This window comes from Dactylosporangium sp. McL0621 (genome assembly GCF_049995355.1).
Classification (GTDB): Bacteria; Actinomycetota; Actinomycetes; order Mycobacteriales; family Micromonosporaceae; genus Dactylosporangium.
Window position 1 is genome coordinate 2,654,669 of sequence record NZ_CP188259.1, and the last position, 19,723, is coordinate 2,674,391.

Annotated in this window: 23 protein-coding genes; 19 read left to right on the forward strand and 4 right to left on the reverse strand. The window is 74.8% G+C overall.

Annotation, left to right across the window (positions count from 1 at the left end; translation table 11 throughout):
* Both ACPPVO_RS12340 and ACPPVO_RS12345 read right to left on the reverse strand, forming a co-directional pair.
* Positions 1-750, reverse strand: a complete 750-nt coding sequence (locus ACPPVO_RS12340; RefSeq protein WP_360390535.1) for an MlaE family ABC transporter permease — start codon at positions 748-750, stop codon at positions 1-3.
* The gene (locus ACPPVO_RS12345) at positions 747-1,682 is read right to left on the reverse strand and encodes an ABC transporter ATP-binding protein (RefSeq protein WP_426511334.1); all 936 of its coding nucleotides are present in this window, start codon (positions 1,680-1,682) and stop codon (positions 747-749) included. The genes ACPPVO_RS12340 and ACPPVO_RS12345 overlap by 4 nt, the downstream gene beginning before the upstream one ends.
* Before the next feature lie 112 nt (positions 1,683-1,794).
* Between ACPPVO_RS12345 and shbA the strand changes: the two genes are divergently transcribed.
* From shbA to ACPPVO_RS12365, 4 genes are all read left to right on the forward strand, one after another.
* Complete coding sequence (gene shbA / locus ACPPVO_RS12350) at positions 1,795-2,367, forward strand: RNA polymerase sigma factor ShbA (protein ID WP_426511335.1); 573 nt, start codon at positions 1,795-1,797, stop codon at positions 2,365-2,367.
* 46 nt (positions 2,368-2,413) lie between these two features.
* Positions 2,414-3,454, forward strand: a complete 1,041-nt coding sequence (locus ACPPVO_RS12355) for a hypothetical protein (protein ID WP_426511336.1) — start codon at positions 2,414-2,416, stop codon at positions 3,452-3,454.
* A 71-nt stretch (positions 3,455-3,525) separates the two neighbouring features.
* Positions 3,526-4,284, forward strand: a complete 759-nt coding sequence (locus tag ACPPVO_RS12360) for a GNAT family N-acetyltransferase (RefSeq protein ID WP_426511337.1) — start codon at positions 3,526-3,528, stop codon at positions 4,282-4,284.
* Complete coding sequence (locus ACPPVO_RS12365; protein ID WP_426511339.1) at positions 4,284-4,655, forward strand: VOC family protein; 372 nt, start codon at positions 4,284-4,286, stop codon at positions 4,653-4,655. The genes ACPPVO_RS12360 and ACPPVO_RS12365 overlap by 1 nt, the downstream gene beginning before the upstream one ends.
* Before the next feature lie 161 nt (positions 4,656-4,816).
* On the opposite strand, the gene ACPPVO_RS12370 is transcribed toward ACPPVO_RS12365, so the two are convergent.
* Positions 4,817-4,972: a hypothetical protein gene (locus ACPPVO_RS12370; protein WP_426511340.1), complete on the reverse strand. Its 156-nt coding sequence runs from the start codon at positions 4,970-4,972 to the stop codon at positions 4,817-4,819.
* Between the two features lie 83 nt (positions 4,973-5,055).
* Here ACPPVO_RS12370 and ACPPVO_RS12375 point away from each other — a divergent pair, with 83 nt between their 5' ends.
* On the forward strand, positions 5,056-6,276 hold the full coding sequence (locus ACPPVO_RS12375) for a sensor histidine kinase (protein ID WP_426511341.1): 1,221 nt from the start codon (positions 5,056-5,058) through the stop codon (positions 6,274-6,276).
* Positions 6,264-6,911: a response regulator transcription factor gene (locus ACPPVO_RS12380; RefSeq protein ID WP_360390511.1), complete on the forward strand. Its 648-nt coding sequence runs from the start codon at positions 6,264-6,266 to the stop codon at positions 6,909-6,911. The genes ACPPVO_RS12375 and ACPPVO_RS12380 overlap by 13 nt, the downstream gene beginning before the upstream one ends.
* A 7-nt stretch (positions 6,912-6,918) precedes the next feature.
* On the opposite strand, the gene ACPPVO_RS12385 is transcribed toward ACPPVO_RS12380, so the two are convergent.
* Positions 6,919-8,193, reverse strand: a complete 1,275-nt coding sequence (locus ACPPVO_RS12385) for an AAA family ATPase (protein WP_426511342.1) — start codon at positions 8,191-8,193, stop codon at positions 6,919-6,921.
* A 54-nt stretch (positions 8,194-8,247) separates the two neighbouring features.
* Here ACPPVO_RS12385 and ACPPVO_RS12390 point away from each other — a divergent pair, with 54 nt between their 5' ends.
* The 13 genes from ACPPVO_RS12390 to alc all read left to right on the forward strand — a co-directional run bounded on the left by ACPPVO_RS12390 (position 8,248) and on the right by alc (position 19,720).
* The gene (locus ACPPVO_RS12390; protein ID WP_426511343.1) at positions 8,248-8,463 is read left to right on the forward strand and encodes a hypothetical protein; all 216 of its coding nucleotides are present in this window, start codon (positions 8,248-8,250) and stop codon (positions 8,461-8,463) included.
* On the forward strand, positions 8,433-8,774 hold the full coding sequence (locus tag ACPPVO_RS12395; protein WP_426511344.1) for a sigma factor-like helix-turn-helix DNA-binding protein: 342 nt from the start codon (positions 8,433-8,435) through the stop codon (positions 8,772-8,774). Before ACPPVO_RS12390 ends, ACPPVO_RS12395 begins: the two co-directional genes overlap by 31 nt.
* The gene (locus ACPPVO_RS12400) at positions 8,771-9,424 is read left to right on the forward strand and encodes a hypothetical protein (protein ID WP_426511345.1); all 654 of its coding nucleotides are present in this window, start codon (positions 8,771-8,773) and stop codon (positions 9,422-9,424) included. The genes ACPPVO_RS12395 and ACPPVO_RS12400 overlap by 4 nt, the downstream gene beginning before the upstream one ends.
* A gap of 130 nt (positions 9,425-9,554) precedes the next feature.
* A complete protein-coding gene (gene uraD, locus ACPPVO_RS12405; RefSeq protein ID WP_426511346.1) occupies positions 9,555-10,046 on the forward strand; it encodes a 2-oxo-4-hydroxy-4-carboxy-5-ureidoimidazoline decarboxylase in 492 nt (163 codons plus the stop codon).
* Positions 10,043-10,345 carry a hydroxyisourate hydrolase gene (gene uraH, locus ACPPVO_RS12410; protein WP_360390497.1) on the forward strand — a complete coding sequence of 101 codons (303 nt, stop codon included), beginning with the start codon at positions 10,043-10,045 and terminating at the stop codon, positions 10,343-10,345. Before uraD ends, uraH begins: the two co-directional genes overlap by 4 nt.
* Before the next feature lie 4 nt (positions 10,346-10,349).
* Positions 10,350-11,207 carry a factor-independent urate hydroxylase gene (gene pucL, locus ACPPVO_RS12415; RefSeq protein WP_426511348.1) on the forward strand — a complete coding sequence of 286 codons (858 nt, stop codon included), beginning with the start codon at positions 10,350-10,352 and terminating at the stop codon, positions 11,205-11,207.
* Positions 11,195-12,046 (forward strand): FAD binding domain-containing protein, encoded by an 852-nt coding sequence (locus ACPPVO_RS12420; RefSeq protein WP_426511349.1) that lies wholly within the window; start codon positions 11,195-11,197, stop codon positions 12,044-12,046. The genes pucL and ACPPVO_RS12420 overlap by 13 nt, the downstream gene beginning before the upstream one ends.
* A 273-nt stretch (positions 12,047-12,319) precedes the next feature.
* Positions 12,320-12,778, forward strand: a complete 459-nt coding sequence (locus ACPPVO_RS12425) for a (2Fe-2S)-binding protein (RefSeq protein ID WP_360390488.1) — start codon at positions 12,320-12,322, stop codon at positions 12,776-12,778.
* A complete protein-coding gene (locus tag ACPPVO_RS12430) occupies positions 12,775-14,112 on the forward strand; it encodes an 8-oxoguanine deaminase (protein WP_426511350.1) in 1,338 nt (445 codons plus the stop codon). The genes ACPPVO_RS12425 and ACPPVO_RS12430 overlap by 4 nt, the downstream gene beginning before the upstream one ends.
* Complete coding sequence (locus tag ACPPVO_RS12435; protein WP_426511351.1) at positions 14,109-16,301, forward strand: molybdopterin cofactor-binding domain-containing protein; 2,193 nt, start codon at positions 14,109-14,111, stop codon at positions 16,299-16,301. The genes ACPPVO_RS12430 and ACPPVO_RS12435 overlap by 4 nt, the downstream gene beginning before the upstream one ends.
* 1 nt (position 16,302) lies before the next feature.
* On the forward strand, positions 16,303-17,466 hold the full coding sequence (locus tag ACPPVO_RS12440) for a DUF6986 family protein (RefSeq protein ID WP_426511352.1): 1,164 nt from the start codon (positions 16,303-16,305) through the stop codon (positions 17,464-17,466).
* Positions 17,463-18,770: an allantoinase AllB gene (gene allB, locus ACPPVO_RS12445; protein WP_426511353.1), complete on the forward strand. Its 1,308-nt coding sequence runs from the start codon at positions 17,463-17,465 to the stop codon at positions 18,768-18,770. Before ACPPVO_RS12440 ends, allB begins: the two co-directional genes overlap by 4 nt.
* Positions 18,767-19,720: an allantoicase gene (gene alc, locus ACPPVO_RS12450; protein ID WP_426511354.1), complete on the forward strand. Its 954-nt coding sequence runs from the start codon at positions 18,767-18,769 to the stop codon at positions 19,718-19,720. Before allB ends, alc begins: the two co-directional genes overlap by 4 nt.
* Positions 19,721-19,723: the final 3 nt, after the last annotated feature.

Here is a 19,723-nt window from a genome sequence, read left to right on the forward strand (position 1 = left end):
TCAGCTCCCCTTCTGCGGCACGATCTGGAAGTACACGGCCGTGATGACGAAGTTGAGCGCGAACAGCAGCATGAAGGTGATGACCACGCTGTGGTTCACCGCGTCCCCGACGCCCTTGGGCCCGCCCTTCGCGGTCATGCCCTTGTACGAGGCCACGAGCGCCGCCACCGCGCCGAACACGAGCGCCTTGATCTCGCCGACGACGAGGTCCGGCAGCTGCCCGAGGGCCTGGAAGCTGGCCAGGTACGCCCCCGGGGTGCCGTGCTGCAGCACCACGTTGAAGAAGTAGCCGCCGGCCACCCCGACCACGCTCACCAGGCCGTTGAGCAGCACCGCGACCAGCATCGTGGCGGCGATCCGCGGCGCGACCAGCCGGTGCAGCGGGTCGATGCCCAGCACCTCCATCGCGTCGAGCTCCTCGCGGATCTTCCGCGCGCCCAGGTCGGCGCAGATCGCCGAGCCGCCGGCGCCGGCGATGATGAGCGCGGTGACGATCGGGCCGGCCTCGCGCACGACCGCGAGCACCGACGCGGCCCCGGTGAACGACTGCGCGCCGAGCTGGCGCACCAGCGAGCCGAGCTGCAGCGCGATGACCGCACCGAACGGCACCGAGACCAGCGCGGCCGGCATGATCGACACCGAGCTGACGAACCAGGCCTGCTGCACGAACTCCCGCAGCTGCCACGGTCTCCTGAACAGCCCGCGCAGCGCGTCGAGCGAGAAGATGAAGAACAGCCCGACCGCCGTCATGACCGGAACGACCCTTCGGGCGGGGCGATGTTGTTGGCCGCGCACCACTGGCCCGGCGGGCGCTCCGCCCTGCGCGGCGCTCTGTTCGAGGGCGGCAGCTGCAGCGGGATCGGCGGCAGCGGCGGCGGCTCGACCCCCGCGTCGGCCTCGGCCTGCAGCTCGTCGGCGTCCTTCTCCTCGGCCATGCCGATCGGGCCGACCCGCTGGGCGTTGAGGAACTGCCGCACGACCGGCTCGGTGCTGGACAGCAGCATCTCGCGCGGGCCGAACATGGCCAGGTGCCCGTGGTAGATCAGGCCGATGTTGTCCGGGACCGTGCGCGCGGTGTTGATGTCGTGCGTGACGATCAGGAACGTGGCGTCGATCTGCTGGTTGAGGTCGATGATGAGCTGGTTGAGGTACGCCGTGCGGACCGGGTCCAGGCCCGAGTCCGGCTCGTCGAAGAGCACGATCTCCGGGTCGAGCACGAGCGCCCGGGCCAGCCCGGCGCGCTTGCGCATGCCGCCGGAGATCTCACCGGGCAGCTTGCCCTCGGCGCCGTTCAGCCCCACCATGTCGAGCTTCTCGGAGACGATCGCGCGCACCTCACGCTCCGGCTTGCGGGTGTGCTCGCGCAGCGGGAACGCCACGTTGTCGTAGATGTTCATCGACCCGAACAGCGCGCCGTCCTGGAAGAGCACGCCGAAGAGCTTGCGCACCTCGTACAGCTCCCGCTCGCGCAGTCGCGTGAGGTCGTGCTCGCCGATGAGGATCGCGCCGCGGTCGGGCTTGAGCAGCCCGACGAGCGTCTTGAGGAACACCGACTTGCCCGTGCCGGACGGGCCCAGCAGCACCGAGATCTCCCCGGCGGGCAGGGTCAGCGTGACGTCGGACCACACGGGCTGGGCGCCGAAGGACTTCGTCAGCCCTTCCACGTGCACCTCGACGCCCATGTGATCCTCCCTTCATGGGTGAGATCGCGAACTCCGGGCGGGGCGCAACAGCTTCTCCGGGAAATTTCTCCGGGTGGTGGTTCCGGCCGCAGGCGGTTACCGTGCGTTCACGATGACGGCAACATTCGATCCGGGGCTCGTCGACCGCGCCGTACGGTCCGAGCCGGAGGCCACGGCGGCCCTGCTGGAACAGCTGCGGCCGGGCGTGGTGCGCTACTGCCGCGCCAAGCTCGGGCGCGTCGGCGGGGCCTACACGACCGCGGACGACGTGGCCCAGGAGGTGTGCCTCGCGCTGCTGCGGGCCCTGCCGCGGTACCGCGACCAGGGCCGCCCGTTCACCGCGTTCGTCTACACGATCGCCGCGCACAAGGTCGCCGACGCCCAGCGCGCCGCGGTCCGCGGCCCCGGCCCGACCCCGACCTTCCCCGATCGGCCGGACGCGGCGCCGGGGCCCGAGCAGCAGGCGGTGAGCACCGACCTGGCCCGCCGCCTCTCGGCGCTGCTGGCCCAGCTCCCCGAGCAGCAGCGCGAGATCGTGCTCCTGCGGGTCGCGGCCGGGCTGTCGGCGGAGGAGGTCGGCGTGATCGTCGGCCTGTCGCCGGCGGTGGTGCGCGTGTACCAGTCGCGCGCCCTGGCCCGCCTGCGCACCCTGGCCGGCGACTCCCTGGGCGAGGTGGCGGCGTGACCACTCTGGTGCTCCGCGCGTTTACGCTGGTGTTCGAGGTGGCGCGATGACGGATCGAGGTGAGACCGTGCCGGACAGCCGCGGCGAGACGCCGGTCGACCTGGCCACGTTGCACGCCGACGACGCTCTGCTGGACGCCCTGGCGCGGGGGGAGCGCCCCGGCGCCCCGTCGGGCGACGCCTTGACCGACCTGTTCGCCGATTGGCATGCGGACCTGTCGGCCGACCTGCCGGATCTTGACCTGGACTCTCTGGCTGGTCTCGACCTGGACTCGCCGGGCCTTGACCTGGACTCGCCGGGCCTTGACCTGGACTCGCCGGGCCTTGACCTGGACTCGCCGGGCCTTGACCTGGACTCGCCGGGCCTTGACCTGGACTCGCCGGGCCTTGGCCCGGACTTGCCCGAGTTGCGGGACGCCGCGCCCGAGGCCGAAACCGTCGCCCTCCAGCCGGTCGTGACGGACATTTCCGAAATGCGGCGCCGACGTCGGCCCGGGGCGGGACTGCGCCGCACGTTCGCCGCGGTGGCGGCCGCCCTCGTGATCCTCGCCGGCCTCGCCGTGGGCGCCGAGCGCTCGGGCCCGAACGGTCCTCTGTGGCCGCTCACCCAGGTGTTGTACCCGGAGCAGGCCCACGCCCGCGCCGCCGAGCAGGCCATCGCCGAGGCCGCCGACGCCATCGCCGCCGGCCGGTACGACGACGCGCGCCGCCTCCTGGACACCGCCGCGAACGAGGCGGCCCAGGTCGACAACCCGGGCACCCGCCAGCGCCTGCTCGACCGCATCGCCGACCTGCGGTCCCAGCTTCCGCCGCCCGCCCCGGCCGCCGCCACCCCGTCCGCGACGAGCGCGCCGCCCCCGACCACCGAGGCCGCCCCGGACACCCCGACCCCGGCCCCGGGCGCGACGACCGCGGGCGGAAACCCGGGCGGCGGCGGGGGCGCGACGAACACCCCGGGCAACGGGGGAGACGGCCAGATCATCCCGGGCCTGCCGACCCAGATCGTCCCGACCGGCCCGGTCCTGCCCCTGCCGACCCAGATCCTCCCGTCGGTGCCGGGCCTGCCCCTCCCGACATTGCTGGGCTGACGACGGGGCCCGTCGCGGCTTGATCGCGGAAATGGGTTGCGCATGAGATCGGCCCGGTATCGGGTGGAGACATGGACGTCAACGAGATCCTCGCGCGGTTCGACCAGGACATCCGGCAGCGGCCGCAGGAGGGGCCCGGCTCCGTGGTCGAGCGCGAGCCGGGCGTGGTGCGCGTGGTCCGCGCGGCCGACGGGTGGACCGGCATCACCTGGTCCGGGCTCGGCGGGCTGGACGCCGACGCGGTCATCGCGGCGCAGATCCGCCGCTTCGCCGAGGCCGGCCTGCCGTGGGAGTGGAAGTTGTACTCGTACGACGAGCCGGCCGACCTCGCCGACCGCCTCCTGGACGCCGGCTTCGAGCCGGGGCCGGCCGAGGCGCTGCTCGTCGCCGAGGTGGGCGCGCTGCCGCAGGACGCCGCGCCGCCCGACGGGGTACGCCTGGTGCCCGTCACCGACGCCGACGGCGCCGAACTCGTGGTCCGCATCCACGACGAGGTCTTCGGCGGCGACCACTCCGCCACCGGGCAGACCCTGCTCGCCCGGCCCGACGAGGTGAAGGCCGTCGTCGCCCTGGCCGGCGACCGCCCGATCTGCGCCGGGCGGGTCGAGCTGCACCGCGGTACCGAGTTCGCGAGCCTCTGGGGCGGCGGCACCGCGCCGGAGTGGCGGGGCCGCGGGGTGTTCCGGGCCGTCGTGGCCTACCGGGCCGCCCAGGCCGCCGCGGCCGGCTTCCGCTACCTGCAGGTCGACGCGAGCGACGACAGCAGCCCGATCCTGCAGCGCCTCGGCTTCCGGCTGCTGGCCACCACGACACCCTTCGTGCACGCCTGATGCACCGCTCGCGACTCTTCGCCGTCATCATCGACGTCGCCGCCCCCGACCGCCCGGCCGCGGAGTCGTTCTGGGCCGGCGCCCTCGGGGCCGAGGCCGCCGTCGAACCGCACGAGCCGCAGTTCACCAGCCTGGCCGGCGGCCTGATCTACGCGGCCCTGCAGGAGATCGAGGGCGAGGCGCGGTACCACCTCGACTTCGAGACGGACGATCTCGACGCCGAGGTGGCCCGCCTGACCGCGCTCGGCGCCGAGCCCGTGCGCCGCTGGCTGGACTGCCACGTGCTGCGCGCCCCGGGCGGCCACCTGCTGTGCGTGATCCCGGTCCACGACCGCGAGGCCTTCGAGGCGGGCGCGCGCATCTGGCACTAGGGGCTGTGTCGAAGTGGGGGTCGGAGCGAGGCGAGGCTCAGGCGTCGGCTGGGGCCGCGCCGGGCGCGCCCCGATACCGGGGTTGTATCGGGGTGTGACCGCTACGGTTCCCGGCGGCGTCTGAGTCCGCCGCAGCCCGGCCATCCACTTCGATACAGCCCCTAGGCCCGCCGGTAGTGGCGCAGGATCAGGGTGCCCGCGCACGCGAGGACCACGACGCCGAAACCGGCGCCGAGGAACGGGTTCACGGTGGACAGCGCGGCATTGAGCACAGCCGCGACGGCGAGGGCCAGCCAGAGCATCCGGTTCTTCGTCATGCCAACGACGCTATGGCCGCGCCCACGCCCGGTCGATGCCGTGCACTGGACGACCGGGGTAGAGCAGGCTGTACTTTCGGCAGATGGCTCAGCGGCGGCTTCGCGTTGCGCTCGACGCGCTCGAGCGGCTCGTCGGCGGGCTCGGCACCGCGTTCCTGGCGCTCATCGCGCTCGTGACCACCGCGGTCACGGGGCTCGCGTGTGTTGTCGGTGTCGGGCTGGTGCTGCTGCCGTTCGCGCTGCGGCTGCTGCGCGTCGTCGCCGATCGCGAGCGCGACCGGCTCTCCAAGACCGGGCCGGAACTGCTGGGCCACCTGCCCGCGCCGACCCGGCTGCGCGACGCCGTCGCCGACCGCGCGGTGCGGCGCGAGGTGGCCTGGGCCGCGGTACACGGGACGGCTGGGCTCTTTCTCGGTGTCTTCGCCATCGCGCTGCCGGTCAACGTGCTGCGCGACGGCTCGTTCCCGCTGTGGTGGCGGCTCCTCCCGCCCGACGGGGCCACCTCCTCGATCGGCTTCCCGCTGGTCCACGACGACCGCGGGGCCCTGGTCGTGTCCGCCCTCGCGCTCGTGTGGCTGTTCCTGGTCTTCTACGCCACGCCGCTGATGGCCCGTCTCCAGGAGGCGCCCGGGCGCCTGCTGCTCGCCCCCGCGCCCGGCACCGACCTGATGCTACGCGTCGCCGAGCTGACCGCGACCCGGGCCGCCGCCCTCGACGCCCACGCCACCGAGCTGCGCCGCATCGAGCGTGCCCTGCACGACGGCACCCAGAACCGCATCGTGGCCGTCAACGTGCTGCTCGGCGCGGCCCGGCGGGCGGTGGCCAAGAACCCGGAGCGCGCCGACGAGATCCTGGAGCGGGCCCAGGGCGCGGCCGAGGCGGCGCTGGCCGACCTGCGCGCCGTGGTCCGCACGATCCTGCCGCCGGTGCTCACCGACCGCAGCCTGCCCGACGCGCTGCGCTCCCTCGCCGCCAACTGCGCCGTGCCGGTCGACGTCGACGCGGAGCTGCCGGTGCGCTGCGCGGCTTCGGTGGAGGCGACGGCGTACTTCGTCGCCGCCGAGGCCCTCACCAACGTCGCCAAGCACAGCGGGGCCGAGCACGCCACGCTGCGCCTGCGCCGTACCGGCGACCGCCTGCACCTGACCATCGCCGACGACGGGCACGGCGGGGCGGACGAGCAGGGCGGATCCGGCCTGACCGGCATCCGCCAGCGCGCCGCCGCCCACGACGGCACCATGGAACTGACCAGCCCGACGGGCGGCCCGACCATCCTGAAAGTGAGCATCCCGTGCGGATCGTGATCGCCGAGGACGACGCGCTGCTCCGGGAGGGGCTCGCGATGCTGCTGCGCGCGGAGGACCTCGACGTCGTCGCCACCACCGACAACCCGACCACTTTCCTCGCCGCCGTCGATGAGCATGCGCCCGACGTGGCAATCGTGGACGTGCGCATGCCCCCGACCCACACGGACGAGGGCATCGTGGCCGCGGTCGAGGCGCGCCGCCGCCGGCCGGACCTCGCGGTGCTGGTGCTGTCGGCGTACGTCGAGCAGGCCTTCGCCACCGACCTGCTCGCGGTCGGCGGTTCGCGCCTGGGGTACCTGCTCAAGGAGCGCGTCGGCCGTGTCGAGGAGTTCCTGACCGCCCTGCACCGCGTCGCCGGCGGCGGCACCGCGATCGACCCGGACGTCGTCGCCCAGTTGCTCAGCCGCAGCCGCCCCGGCGCGCGCCTGGAGCGGCTCAGCGCCCGCGAGCGCGAGGTCCTCGCCCTGATGGCGGAGGGCCTCGGCAACACCGCGATCGCCGAGCGCCTCTTCGTCACCGAGGGCGCCGTGCACAAGCACATCCGCAGCATCTTCGCCAAGCTGGAGCTGGCGCCGGACGACCGCACCGACCGCCGCGTGGCCGCCGTCCTGCACTACCTCGAGGCCGCCTGAGGAGCCCCTACGTCAGGCGCCGGATCGCGGCGTGCAGCTCGGCCTGGGTGATCGGGCCGGCCGCGCCGCCGCGGGCCTCGCTCATCGCCTTGTCGAGCTGGGCGCGGCGCAGGGCCTCCTTGAGGTCGGCGCCGGTCAGCCCGGCCGCCGCGGCCGCGAGCTCGTCGAGGTTCACGTCGTCGGCGAACATGCGGAACCCGGGCGTCTCGTGCCGCGCGATCAGGGCCCGGATCTGCCGGCCGAGGATCGCCGCCCGCGCCCGCGCGCCCGGGGCGGGCACCGAGAGCTTCAGGTCGAAGCGCCCGGAGCGCACCAGCGAGGCGTCGACGCGGTCGGGGAAGTTCGTCGTCGCCACCACGATGACGTTCGGGTTGGCCTCGATGAGCGTGTTCATCTCCTGCTTGAAGATGCCGGCCACAGCGTTGATCATCTGGCCGGCGGCGTCGAAGGCGGCGCCGGTGTAGCTGATGATCGAGTCGAACTCGTCGAACAGCAGGACCGTCGGGCGGCGCAGGCCGCGGGCCTCGGTGAAGATCCGCTGGATGTTCTTCTCCGAGTTGCCGACCCACTTGTCGAGGATCTCCGGGGTGCGGATCTCGCGCAGGTCGGCGCCGATCTCGTTGGCCAGCGCCTGGGCGAGCATCGTCTTGCCGGTGCCGGGCGGCCCGTAGAGGAGGATGCCCTGCGGCCGGGTGGCGCCCCAGCGGGCCATCACCTCCGGGTGGCGGAACGACACGGCGACGTCGCGGAACTGCGCCACCACGTCTTCGAGGCCGCCCACGTCGTCGAGGCGAACGCCCTCCGGCCCGGCGCCGGGCCCGGCCGCGGGGCTCACGGTCACCGGCCCGTCGGCGCCGGTGAGCTGCATGATCGCGAGGACGAGGGCGGCGAGGGAGGTGGAGCGCAGGACCAGGTCGGGCCCGTCCTCCCGCACGCTGACCTGCGGATCGTCGACGTCGGCGGGGCGGGCCGGCCGGGTGCTGCGCGCGATCCCGACCGCGATGATCGTGCCCAGCACCGCCCCGGGCAGCCCGAGCAGGCGGAACAGGGCCCCGCCCGCCGCGCCGCCCGCGAACACCTTCGCGAAGGCGGGCAGGCTGAACGCCCCGCGCACCCAGCGGGCGCGGAACCCGTCGCCCTCGACGACGATCTCGACCCCGCGGTTGGGCAGGTCGTGCCCGACCACGTCACCGGCGGTGAGCCGGTGCGCGTCGATGATGCGCACCACCCGCCCACCGGCGTCGACGACCTCCACCGCGGGCCGCAGCTCCATATCGACCATGTGTTCGAGTCTGCCACGGCCCACCTGAACTGGCTCGTTAACGTTTCGCCGGCCGTGGAGCGTTTCAACGGCATGGATGACTTCGCCGAGTTCGTCGCGGCCCGGTCGGCGGCGCTGCTGCGCACCGCGTGGCTGCTGACCGGCGACGACCGCGCGGCCGAGGACCTCCTCCAGACCGCGCTCGCGGCGGCGTGGCGGCGCTGGCGCCGGGTCGCGGCGGGTCCAACCCGGAGGCGTACGTGCGCAAGATCCTGCTCACCACGTATCTGAGCTGGCGCCGGCGCCGCTGGCGGGCCGAGGTGCCGACCGCCGAGCTGCCGGAGCCGGCGGCGCGCGGCGACCACGCGGCCTCGGTGAGCGACCGGGACGCGGTCCGGCGGGCCCTGGCGCGGCTGAGCCGCCAGCAGCGCGCGGTGGTCGTCCTGCGGTACGCCCACGACTGCTCGGTCACGGCGACGGCGGCGCTGGTGGGCTGCTCCGAGGCCACGGTCCGGGTCCAGTCCCACCGGGCGCTGGCCGCCCTGCGCGCCGACGCCGACCTCCGGCTGGACCAGCCCGAACGAAGGGAGCCGATCCGATGAGCGACCTGAGCCCGCCCGAGCGCGCGCTGCGCGACCGCCTGCAGTCCGCGGTACCCGAGCTGCCGACGCCCCCCGGCCGCCTGGCCGCGGTGCGCACCCGGGTCCGCCGCACGCGCTACCTGACGACGGCGGCCGCGGCGGCCACGCTCGCGGTCATCCTGCTGGCGGCGGCGGCCGCCCGGTCCCGGACGATGCCCGACGACGTGCCGGCCGGGCCCGATGCGGGCCCGTGCGCGGCGGTGCCCACGCCGGTGCGCCGGAGCCCGCACCCGGACCTCCCGGGCGACCTCGTGCCGGTCGGCGCGGTCTCGGTGACCCGCTGCGAGACGCCCGGCCCGACCCCGACCCGAGGCGCCGCCCGCACCCTGGCGGAGCCGCGCACCCTGACGGCGGGCGTGGACCAGGTGGTGCGCGAGGCGAACGCCCTGCCGCCGGTCCCGGCCGACGCACGCTGCCAGCTGATCAGCTACCCGACGGACGTGACCCTGGTGTTCGGCTACCCGGACGGCCACACCGTCGTGGTGCTCGTCGACCGCAACTGCGCGACGCTGTCGACGAGCGAGCGGACGCGGGCCGGCCTGCGCCCCCTGGACGTCTTCGAGGTGCGGTGGCGGCTGCACGTCGTCACGCCCGGCCTGGCGCCGAGCTGACACGATTCCGGGCTACACCCTCGCCGGACCGGACAAAACGCGGATACTGGACATGATCGCGGAAGCCGTTCGAATGGTCTGGACATGAAACATCCCCGGAGTACTGTCCCGGGGATACGAGAGGGGTGTCATGCTCGATCGGTTCAACGGCCTCGCGCCCGAGGCCGCCGAGGAGGCCCTGCTCGCCTGCTGCGCGTCGCCCGGTTGGGCCGCCCGCGTGGCCGCCGCGCGGCCCTATCAGACGCCCGCCGACCTGGTCGTGAGCGGCGTGACGGCATTCGACGAGCTCGGCTGGGCCGAGCTGCAGCGCGTCCTGGCCGCGCATCCGCGGATCGGGCAGCGACCCTCCGGCGGCGGTACCGACGCCGAGTGGTCCCGCCGCGAGCAGTCCGGGGTCGAGGGCGCCGACGAGGAACTGGCCCGGGCCAACGAGGCCTACGAGCGCCGCTTCGGGCACCTGTTCCTGATCTTCGCCACCGGCAAGTCGGCCGCCGAGGTGCTCGCGGACGCGCGCGGGCGCCTGGGCAACGACGAGGAGACCGAGCGCGTGGTCGTCCGCGGCGAGCTGCGCAAGATCGTCGAGCTCCGCCTGGAACGCTTGGCGGAATCGGTGGCTGCATGAGCTTATCGACCCACGTGCTCGACACCGCCCGTGGCATTCCCGCCGCGGGCGTGCCCATCCGGCTGGAGACGGCCGGGCACATCCTCGTCGGCGACGGGCTCACCGACGCCGACGGGCGGCTGCGCTGGGAGGACGTCGGCCCGGGCCGCTACCGGCTGGTCATCGACACCGCCGCCTACCTCGGCCCCGACGCCTTCTTTCCCGAGGTGTCGATCGTGTTCACCGTCGCCGAACCGCGCCACCACCACGTGCCGCTGCTGCTGAGCCCGTTCGGGTACTCGACCTACCGGGGGAGCTGAGCGCGTGCCGACCTTTGAGCTGGGCCCGAACCAGTACGGCAAGGCCGAGACGCGCCTGGTGCGCGTCGAGCGCGGCGCCGACGGCGACCGGCTGACCGACCTCAACGTGAGCGTGGCCCTGCGCGGCGACCTCGCCGCCAGCCACCTGACCGGCGACAACGCGGCCGTGCTGCCGACCGACACGCAGAAGAACACCGTCTACGCCTTCGCCCGCGAGTTCGGCGTCGCGAGCATCGAGGCGTTCGCCGCCCGGCTCGCCGAGCACTTCGTCGCCTCGCAGCCGTCGATCCACGAGGCCCGGGTCGCCATCCAGCAGTACCCCTGGCAGAGCGTCGACGGCCGGCACTCCTTCCGCCGCGAGGGGGGCGAGGTCCGCACCGCCACCGTCCACCATGGACCCCACGGCACCCAGGTCGCCTCCGGCATCGGCGGGCTCGTGCTGCTCAAGACCACCGACTCGGAGTTCCACGGGTACCTCAAGGACCGCTACACCACGCTGCCCGAGACCCGCGACCGCATCCTCGCCACCTCCGTCGACGCCACCTGGCGGTGCGTCGAGGGGTTCACGGATCCCCGGCCCGCCCGGGAGGCCCTCGTCGAGGCGTTCGCCGACACCTACAGCTACGCGCTGCAGCAGACCCTGTTCGCGATGGGCTCGCGGGTGCTGGAGCGCTGCCCGGACGTCGTCGAGGTGAAGCTCTCGCTGCCCAACCGGCACCACTTCCTCGTCGACCTGGCGCCGTTCGGCCTGGACAACCCGAACGAGGTCTACTACGCGGCCGACCGGCCCTACGGGCTCATCGAGGGCGTCGTGCGCCGCGACGGCGCCGCGGTCCCGGAGGAGGTCGCATGGACTTTCTGAGGCCGTCGAACTGGGACGAGGCGCTCGCGGCCAAGGCCGAGCACCCCGGCGCGGTGCCGATCGCGGGCGGCACCGACGTGATGGTCGAGCTGAACTTCGACCGCCGCCGCCCGCCCGCGCTGCTGGACCTGACCCGCGTCGGCGCGCTGGCCGAGTGGGGCGCCGACGGGGGCGTGCTGCGGATCGGGGCCGGGGTGACGTACCGCCGCATCATCGACGAGCTCGGCGGGCGCCTGCCGGGTCTGGCCATGGCCGCCCGCACGGTGGGCTCCCCGCAGATCCGCAACCGGGGCACGGTCGGCGGCAACCTCGGCTCGGCCTCCCCGGCCGGCGACGCCCACCCGCCGCTGCTCGCCACCGGCGCCGAGATCGAGGTCGCCTCGGTGCGCGGCGCCCGGCGCATCCCCGCTTCCGAGTTCTTCGCCGGCCCCAAGCGCAGCGCCCTGGCCCCCGACGAGCTCATCGCCGCGTTCCGCATCCCGCCCGCGGCCGGCGCGCAGCAGTTCGCCAAGGTCGGCACCCGCAACGCGATGGTGATCGCGGTGTGCTCGTTCGCCGTGGCCCTGGACCCGCAGCGGCGTACCGCGGGGACCGGGATCGGCTCGGCCGGCCCGACCCCGCTGCGGGCCGCCGCGGCGGAGGAGTTCGCGGCCGAGCTGCCGTGGGAGTCGCGCGGGCCGCTGCCGGAGCCGATGGTGGCGCGCTTCGGCGAGCTCGTCGCGGCCGCGGCCCGCCCGATCGACGACGTGCGGGGCAGCGCCGCGTACCGCCGGCACGCCCTGTCAGTCCTGGGTGGACGGACGCTGCGGTGGGCATGGGAGGAGTACCGATGCGGCTGAACGGAACCGCCGGACGGGCGCCGCGGTGGGCATTGCGAGGAGTACCGATGCGGCTGAACGGAACCGCCGGACGGGCGCCGCGGTGGGCATGGGAGGAGTACCGATGCGGCTGAACGGAACCGCCGGACGGGCGCCGCGGTGGGCATTGCGAGGAGTACCGATGCGGCTGAACGGAACTGCCGGACGGGCGCCGCGGTCGGCATTGCGAGGAGTACCGATGCGGCTGAACGGAACCGCCGGACGGGCGCCGCGGTCGGCGGGGGAGGAGTACCGATGCGGCTGAACGTGTCCGTGAACGGCGAGGAACGCACCGCCGACGACGTCTGGCCGGGCGAGAGCCTGCTGTACGTGCTGCGCGAGCGGCTCGGCCTGCCCGGCGCCAAGAACGCCTGCGAGCAGGGGGAGTGCGGGTCCTGCACGGTGTATCTCGACGGCACCCCGGTCTGCGCCTGCCTGGTCGCCGCCGGGCAGGCCGAGGGGCGGGCGGTGCGCACCGTCGAGGGCCTCGCCGGGGGCGACGCGCTGCACCCGATCCAGCAGGCGTTCCTCGCCGCCGGCGCGGTCCAGTGCGGGTTCTGCACCCCCGGGCTCATCGTGGCCGTCCACGACCTGCTGGAGCGCAACCCGCACCCGAGCGACCCGGACATCCGCGAGGCGCTGGCCGGCAACCTGTGCCGCTGCACCGGGTACGAGCACATCGTCGCGGCGGTGCGCACGGCGGCCGGGCAATGATCGTCATCGAGGGCTGCGCGGTCGCGACAGTCGACGCGGCCGGCACCGAGCACGCCGACGGGCACGTCGTCGTGGACGGCGACCGGATCGTGGCGGTGGGGGCCGGCCCCTACCGGGGCGACGCGAGCGCGACGCGGGTCGACGGCCGCGGCTGCCTGGCCACCCCGGGGCTGGTCAACACCCACCACCACCTCTACCAGTGGGCCACCCGCGGCTACGCGCAGCAGGAGATCCTGTTCGGCTGGCTCAAGGAGCTGTACCCCGTCTGGGCCCGCATCGACGCCGGCACCGTGCACGCCGCCGCGGCCGCGGGCCTGGCCCAGCTGGCCCTCACCGGGTGCACGACGAGCACCGACCACCACTACGTGTTCCCGCGCGGCGCCGGCGATCTGCTCGCGGCCGAGATCGAGGCGGCCGCCGCCGTCGGGCTGCGCTTCCACCCGTGCCGCGGCTCCATGGACCTCTCGGAGAAGGACGGCGGCCTGCCGCCCGACTCGGTCGTGGAGGACACCGACGCCGCGCTCGCCGCCACCAAGGAGGCGATCGACCGGTACCACGACCCGGCGCCCGGGGCCATGGTGCGCATCGCGGTCGCGCCGTGCAGCCCGTTCTCGGTCACCCCGCGGCTGATGCGGGAGGCGGCCGACCTGGCCCGGTCCGAGGGCGTGCGGCTGCACACCCACCTCGCCGAGACGGTCGAGGAGGAGCGGTACTGCCAGGAGGTCCACGGGTGCACGCCGGTGCAGTACGCCGAGGACCTCGGCTGGCTCGGCGACGACGTCTGGCTCGCCCACGCCGTGCACCTCGACGCCGCCGCGATCGCCCGGCTCGCCGCGACCGGCACCGGCGTCGCCCACTGCCCGAGCTCCAACGGCCGCCTCGGGGCCGGCATCGCCCCGGTCCGCGACCTGCTCGACGCCCGGGTGCCGGTCGGCCTCGGCGTCGACGGCGCCGCCTCCCAGGAGGCCGGCGAGCTCGGCGCGGAGCTGCGCCAGGCGCTGTACCTGGCCCGGCTGCGCGGCGGCCCGGCCGCCCTGACCGCGCGGGAGTCCCTCGCGCTGGGCACCATCGGCGGGGCCCGCTGCCTCGGCCGGGACGGCGAGCTCGGCTCGCTCGAGCCGGGCAAGCTCGCCGACATCGCGCTGTGGCGCCTCGACGGGCTCGGCCACGCCGGCATCGAGGACCCCGTCGCCGCCCTCGTCCTCGGCCCGGCCGCCCCGCTGCGCCTGCTGCTGGTCGGCGGCCGCGCGGTCGTGCAGGACGGTGCGCTGTCCACGGTGGACGCAACGGTACTGGCCGCCGACCTGGCCCGGGCGGCGAGGAGGCTGCGGTGACCGTATCCACAAAGGCCACGAGCGGCATCGGTACCTCACCGGTCCGGCCCGACGGCACGCTCAAGGTCACCGGCGAGTTCGCGTTCTCGTCCGACCTGTGGGCCGACCGGATGCTGTGGGGCGCGACGCTGCGCAGCCCCCACCCGCGCGCCCGGATCGCCGCGATCGACATCACCGAGGCCCTGACGCTGCCGGGCGTGCACGCCGTGCTCACCGCCGGCGACGTGCCCGGGGCCAAGCACTACGGGCTGGAGCACCGCGACCAGCCGGTGCTCGCCATCGGCCAGGTCCGCTACGCCGGCGAGCCGGTCGCGATCGTCGCCGCCGACCACCCCGAGACCGCCCGGCGGGCCGCGGCGCGCATCGCGGTCGAGTACGAGGTGCTGGCGCCCGTCGTGGACAGCGAGGCCGCCCTCGACCCGGCGACCGAGCGGGTGCACGAGGCCGGCAACCTGCTGCGGCACGTGCCGATCCGCAAGGGCCCGCAGGACGTCACCGCGCCGGTCGTGGTCACCGGCGACTACGAGGTCGGCATGCAGGACCAGGCGTTCCTCGGCCCCGAGTCCGGCCTCGCGATCCCGGCCGAGGACGGCGGCGTCGACCTGTTCATCGCGACCCAGTGGCTGCACGGCGACCTCGCCCAGGTCGCCGACTGCCTCGGCCTGCCGCACGACAAGGTCCGGCTCAGCCTGGCCGGGGTCGGCGGCGCGTTCGGCGGCCGCGAGGACGTCTCCATGCAGGTCCACGCGTGCATGCTGGCCCTGCACACCGGCCGGCCGGTGAAGATGGTGTACTCCCGCGAGGAGTCGTTCTTCGGCCACGTGCACCGGCACCCGGCCCGCCTCGCCTACGAGCACGGCGCCGACGAGACCGGCCGGCTGCTCTACGTGCGGGCCCGCATCGTGCTCGACGGCGGCGCCTACGCGTCCACGTCGATGGCCGTCGTCGCCAACGCCAGCACGCTCGGCGTCGGGCCCTACCGGGTGCCCAGCGTCACCGTGGACGGGTACGCGGTCTACACCAACAACCCGCCGTGCGGCGCGATGCGGGGCTTCGGGGCGGTCCAGGCCTGCTTCGCGTACGAGTCCCAGATGGACAAGCTCGCCGCCGCCCTCGGCCTCGACCCGGTGGAGCTGCGCGCCCGCAACGCCCTCGAGCCCGGCGACACCATGCCCACCGGCCAGGTCGTCACCGGCCCCGCGCCCGTCGCCGACCTGCTGCGCCGGGTCCGCGACCGCCCGGCGCCGGAACCCGCGCGCGACGACCTGCGCGAGCGGCCCGGCGGCGTCGCCAACACCACCCACGGCGAGGGCGTGCGCCGGGGGGTCGGCTACGGCATCGGCATCAAGAACGTCGGCTTCTCCGAGGGCTTCGACGACTACTCCACGGCCCGCGTGCGCCTGGAGCTGGTCGGCGGCGAGCCGGCCGCGGTCGTGCACACCGCCGCCGCCGAGGTCGGCCAGGGCCTGGTGACGGTGCTGGCGCAGATCGTGCGGACCGAGCTCGGGGTGGACCGGGTGACCGTGGCCACCGCGGACACGACGATCGGCAGCGCCGGGTCGTCGTCGGCGTCGCGGCAGACGTACGTCACCGGCGGCGCGGTCAAGGCGGCCTGTGAGGCGGTGCGCCGCGAGCTGGAGCGTCGCGACGCCGATATCCTCGTGGCCCTGGACGCCGGGCCGATCGACGAGACCGTCGAGTGGCGGCACAAGCCCACCTTCCCGCTCGACCCGCACACCGGGCAGGGCCACGCCCACGTCCAGTACGCCTTCGCCGCGCACCGGGCCACCGTCGACGTCGACGTGGAGCTCGGGCTGGTGCGGGTGGTCGAGATCGCCATCGCCCAGGACGTCGGCCGGGCGCTGCACCCGCAGTCGGTGCGCGGCCAGATCGCCGGCGGCACCGCGCAGGGCCTCGGGCTCGCGGTGATGGAGGAGATCCAGGTCGTGGACGGGCTCATCCGCAACCCGTCGTTCACCGACTACCTGATCCCCACCATCCTGGACGTGCCGCCGATGCTCATCGAGGTGCTGGAGCTGGGCGACCCCGAGGCGCCGTACGGGCTGCGCGGCGTCGGCGAGCCCCCGACCATCTCGTCCACCCCGGCGATCGTCGCCGCGATCCGCGCCGCCACCGGCCTGCCGCTGGTGCGGGTGCCGGTGCGGCCCGAGCACCTGACGGGCACCTGAGATGGCGCTCTCGGAGCGGGATCTCGACGAACTGCGGGCGCGGGCCGAGCACCTGGACCGGCTCCTGCTGCCCGGCCAGGTGGAGGAGCCGCCGGCCCGGCAGCCCGTGCACACCGTCTACGTGCCCGCCTCGTCGTTCACGGCCGGGACCCTGGTCGACTGGGGCAACGAGGCACGAATCCTGGTCCGCGACCACGGGCGCCCGCCGTTCCCGGACGACGTCGTGGAGCTGGTGCTGGCCAAGCTCATGACCGAGCCGATCGAGGACCTGCGGGTCGACTTCGAGGACGGGTACGGCCGCCGCGGCGACGACGAGGAGGACGCCCACGCGGCCGGGGCCGGGGCCGCCCTGCGCGCGGACCCGCCGGCCTTCTCCGGCCTGCGGTCCAAGAGCCTCGAGCCGGATACGGTACTGCGGGCCGCCCGCACGATCGACCGGTTCCTGGAGGCGCTGGGCCCGCCGCCGGACAACTTCGTCATCACGTTCCCGAAGGCCACCTCGGCCGCGCACGCCGACGCCGCCGTGCTGCTGTGCCGGCAGCTGGAGCACGCCCACGGCCTGGCCGAGGGCACGCTGCGCTTCGAGCTGCAGGTCGAGACCCCGCAGGCGATCCTCGGCGCCGACGGCCGCAGCCCGCTGCCGGAGATGATCGTCCGTTCCCAGGGGCGGCTCGCCGGCCTGCACTACGGCACCTACGACTACAGCACCGCGCTCGGGATCGCCCCGACGTACCAGAGCCTCGAGCACCCGGTCGCCGACCACGCCAAGTCCGTCATGCAGGCGGCCGCGGCCGGCACCGGGGTACACGTCGCCGACGGCTCCACCAACGTGCTGCCCACCGGCACCACCCAGGAGGTGCACCGCGCCTGGGCCCTGCACGCCCGGCTGGTGCGCCGGAGCCTGGAGCGCGGCATCTACCAGGGCTGGGACCTGCACCCCGGGCACCTGGTGACCCGCTGGGGAGCCACGTTCGAGTTCTTCCGCGACGGCGTCGACGAGGTCGTCCACCGCCTCGCCCACTACCTGGGCCGCCGCACGCGCGGGCACCTCGACGAGCCGGCGACCGCGCGGGCCATGGCCCGGTTCCTGCTGCGCGGCCTGCACTGCGGCGCCCTGCGCCCCGGCGACGTGCGCCACCCCGTCGAGGTGCTGGAGGCCCTGTGACCTTCTCGCTGCGCTCCCGCCAGGTCTACCTGCCCGGCGGCCCGCGGGCCGCGACCGTGACCGTCCACGGTGGACGGATCGCCGCGGTCGGGGACCACGGGTCCGAGGTGGACGGGCCCGTGATCGACCTGGAGGGGCTGGCGCTGCTGCCCGGCCTGGTCGACACGCACGTGCACGTCAACGAGCCCGGCCGCACCGAGTGGGAGGGCTTCGCCACCGCGACCCGGGCGGCCGCCGCCGGCGGGGTGACCACGATCGTCGACATGCCGCTGAACTCGCTGCCGCCGACCACGACGGTCGCGGCCCTGCGCGAGAAGCAGGCCGCCGCGCGGGGCCAGTGCTATGTCGACGTGGGCTTCTGGGGCGGCGCGGTGCCCGGCAACGCCGCCGACCTCGTCCCGCTGCACGAGGCCGGCGTCCTGGGCTTCAAGAGCTTCCTCGCCGACTCCGGCGTGCCCGAGTTCCCGCCGCTGGACCGGGCCGGGCTGGCCGAGGCGTTCGCCGCGGTCGACGCGCTGTTCATCGTCCACGCCGAGGACCCGGCCCGCCTGCACGCCGCCCGCCCGTCGCGCGCCTACGCCGACTTCCTCGCCTCCCGCCCGGCCGCGGCCGAGGTGTCCGCGGTCGACACGGCCCTGGACACCGCCCGCGCGACCGGCCGCCGGGTCCACATCCTGCACCTGTCGGCCGCCGACGCGCTCGGGTCGCTGCGCCGCGCCCGCGCCGAGGGCGTCCGCGCCACCGCCGAGACGTGCCCGCACTACCTCACCCTCAACGCCGGGGCGGTCCCGGACGGGGCGACGGAGTTCAAGTGCTGCCCGCCGATCCGCGACACCGGCAACCAGGACCGGCTGTGGGGCGGGCTCGCCGACGGCACCATCGGCATCATCGTGTCCGACCACTCGCCCTCGACGCCCGAGCTCAAGCGCCGCGACTCCGGCGACTTCGCCGCGGCCTGGGGTGGCATCGCGTCGCTGCAACTGGGCCTGCCGGCGGTCTGGACGGCCGCCCGCGAGCGCGGCTTCACCCTGGCCGACGTGGTCCGCTGGATGTCCGCGGGCCCGGCCGACCTGGTCGGGCTGCGCCGCAAGGGCCGCATCGCGCCCGGCGCCGACGCGGACCTGGTGGCGTTCGACCCGACGGCGACCTTCGTGGTCGACCCGGCCGCCCTGCAGCACCGCCACCCCGTGACCCCGTACGCCACCCGCGAGCTGATCGGCGCCGTCCGCACGACCTGGCTGCGCGGGGAGCCGGTCGGGGCGGAAGCGAACGGCCGTTTCCTGCTCCGGGAGGATGCCCAGTGACGTTCACCGACCTCACCGACCTGGCCTCGCGCGCGCTCGGCGGCGGCGTGGTGGCCGCCAACGACGAGTTCTTCGCGGCGATGGACAACCTCGTCAACCCCGAGCCGTCCGAGTTCGAGACGTGGACCTACGGGCCGAAGGGCAAGGTCTACGACGGCTGGGAGACGCGCCGGCGCCGCTCGCCCGGCCACGACTGGGCCGTCGTCCGCCTGGGCGCGCCCGGCCGCATCCACGGCGTGGTGGTCGACACCGCGCACTTCACCGGCAACTACCCGCCGTTCGTCGCCGTCGAGGCCGCGGAGGTGCCCGGCCACCCGTCCCCGGCCGAGCTGGAGGCGGCGGCCTGGACCGGGCTCGTGCCCCGGTCCCCGGTGCGCGGCGACCACCGCAACCACTTCCCGGTCGCCGACGACGCCCGCTACACCCACGTGCGCCTGAACATCTACCCCGACGGCGGCGTCGCCCGGCTCCGCGTGCACGGCGAGGTGCGGCCCGACCCGGCCCTGCTGCACGGCCTGACCGTGAACCTGGCCGCGCTCGAGCTCGGCGCGGTGGTCGCCGGCTGCAGCGACATGTTCTACGGATCGCCCGGCAACCTGCTGCTGCCGGACCGCTCGCGGCAGATGAGCGAGGGCTGGGAGACCGCGCGCCGCCGCGAGCCCGGCAACGAGTGGGTGCTGGTCCGCCTGGCCGCCGCGGGGTGCATCCGCCTGGCCGAGCTGGACACCACCCACTTCAAGGGCAACGCCCCCGGCGAGGCTTCGCTGCGGGCCACGGACGACCCGGCGAGCGAGGCGGCGTGGTTCGACCTCCTGCCGCGCACCCCCACGCAGCCGGACACCCGCCACCACTTCCGGCTGGACTCGCCGCGGCCGGCGACCCACGTGCGGCTGGACATCTACCCGGACGGCGGCATGTCCCGGCTGCGCCTGTGGGGCGAGACCGCCTGAGGG

Bases quoted from the DNA above. Each gene is read 5' to 3' on its own strand.
- ACPPVO_RS12355 (WP_426511336.1), top strand. From the start codon at position 2,414: ATGACGGATCGAGGTGAGACCGTGCCGGACAGCCGCGGCGAGACGCCG.
- ACPPVO_RS12440 (WP_426511352.1), top strand. From the start codon at position 16,303: ATGGCGCTCTCGGAGCGGGATCTCGACGAACTGCGGGCGCGGGCCGAG.
- uraD (WP_426511346.1), top strand. From the start codon at position 9,555: ATGCTCGATCGGTTCAACGGCCTCGCGCCCGAGGCCGCCGAGGAGGCC.
- ACPPVO_RS12385 (WP_426511342.1), bottom strand. From the start codon at position 8,193: ATGGTCGATATGGAGCTGCGGCCCGCGGTGGAGGTCGTCGACGCCGGT.
- ACPPVO_RS12365 (WP_426511339.1), top strand. From the start codon at position 4,284: ATGCACCGCTCGCGACTCTTCGCCGTCATCATCGACGTCGCCGCCCCC.
- ACPPVO_RS12370 (WP_426511340.1), bottom strand. From the start codon at position 4,972: ATGACGAAGAACCGGATGCTCTGGCTGGCCCTCGCCGTCGCGGCTGTG.
- uraH (WP_360390497.1), top strand. From the start codon at position 10,043: ATGAGCTTATCGACCCACGTGCTCGACACCGCCCGTGGCATTCCCGCC.
- ACPPVO_RS12420 (WP_426511349.1), top strand. From the start codon at position 11,195: ATGGACTTTCTGAGGCCGTCGAACTGGGACGAGGCGCTCGCGGCCAAG.
- ACPPVO_RS12430 (WP_426511350.1), top strand. From the start codon at position 12,775: ATGATCGTCATCGAGGGCTGCGCGGTCGCGACAGTCGACGCGGCCGGC.
- ACPPVO_RS12345 (WP_426511334.1), bottom strand. From the start codon at position 1,682: ATGGGCGTCGAGGTGCACGTGGAAGGGCTGACGAAGTCCTTCGGCGCC.
- shbA (WP_426511335.1), top strand. From the start codon at position 1,795: ATGACGGCAACATTCGATCCGGGGCTCGTCGACCGCGCCGTACGGTCC.
- ACPPVO_RS12400 (WP_426511345.1), top strand. From the start codon at position 8,771: ATGAGCGACCTGAGCCCGCCCGAGCGCGCGCTGCGCGACCGCCTGCAG.
- ACPPVO_RS12425 (WP_360390488.1), top strand. From the start codon at position 12,320: ATGCGGCTGAACGTGTCCGTGAACGGCGAGGAACGCACCGCCGACGAC.
- ACPPVO_RS12340 (WP_360390535.1), bottom strand. From the start codon at position 750: ATGACGGCGGTCGGGCTGTTCTTCATCTTCTCGCTCGACGCGCTGCGC.
- ACPPVO_RS12360 (WP_426511337.1), top strand. From the start codon at position 3,526: ATGGACGTCAACGAGATCCTCGCGCGGTTCGACCAGGACATCCGGCAG.
- ACPPVO_RS12375 (WP_426511341.1), top strand. From the start codon at position 5,056: ATGGCTCAGCGGCGGCTTCGCGTTGCGCTCGACGCGCTCGAGCGGCTC.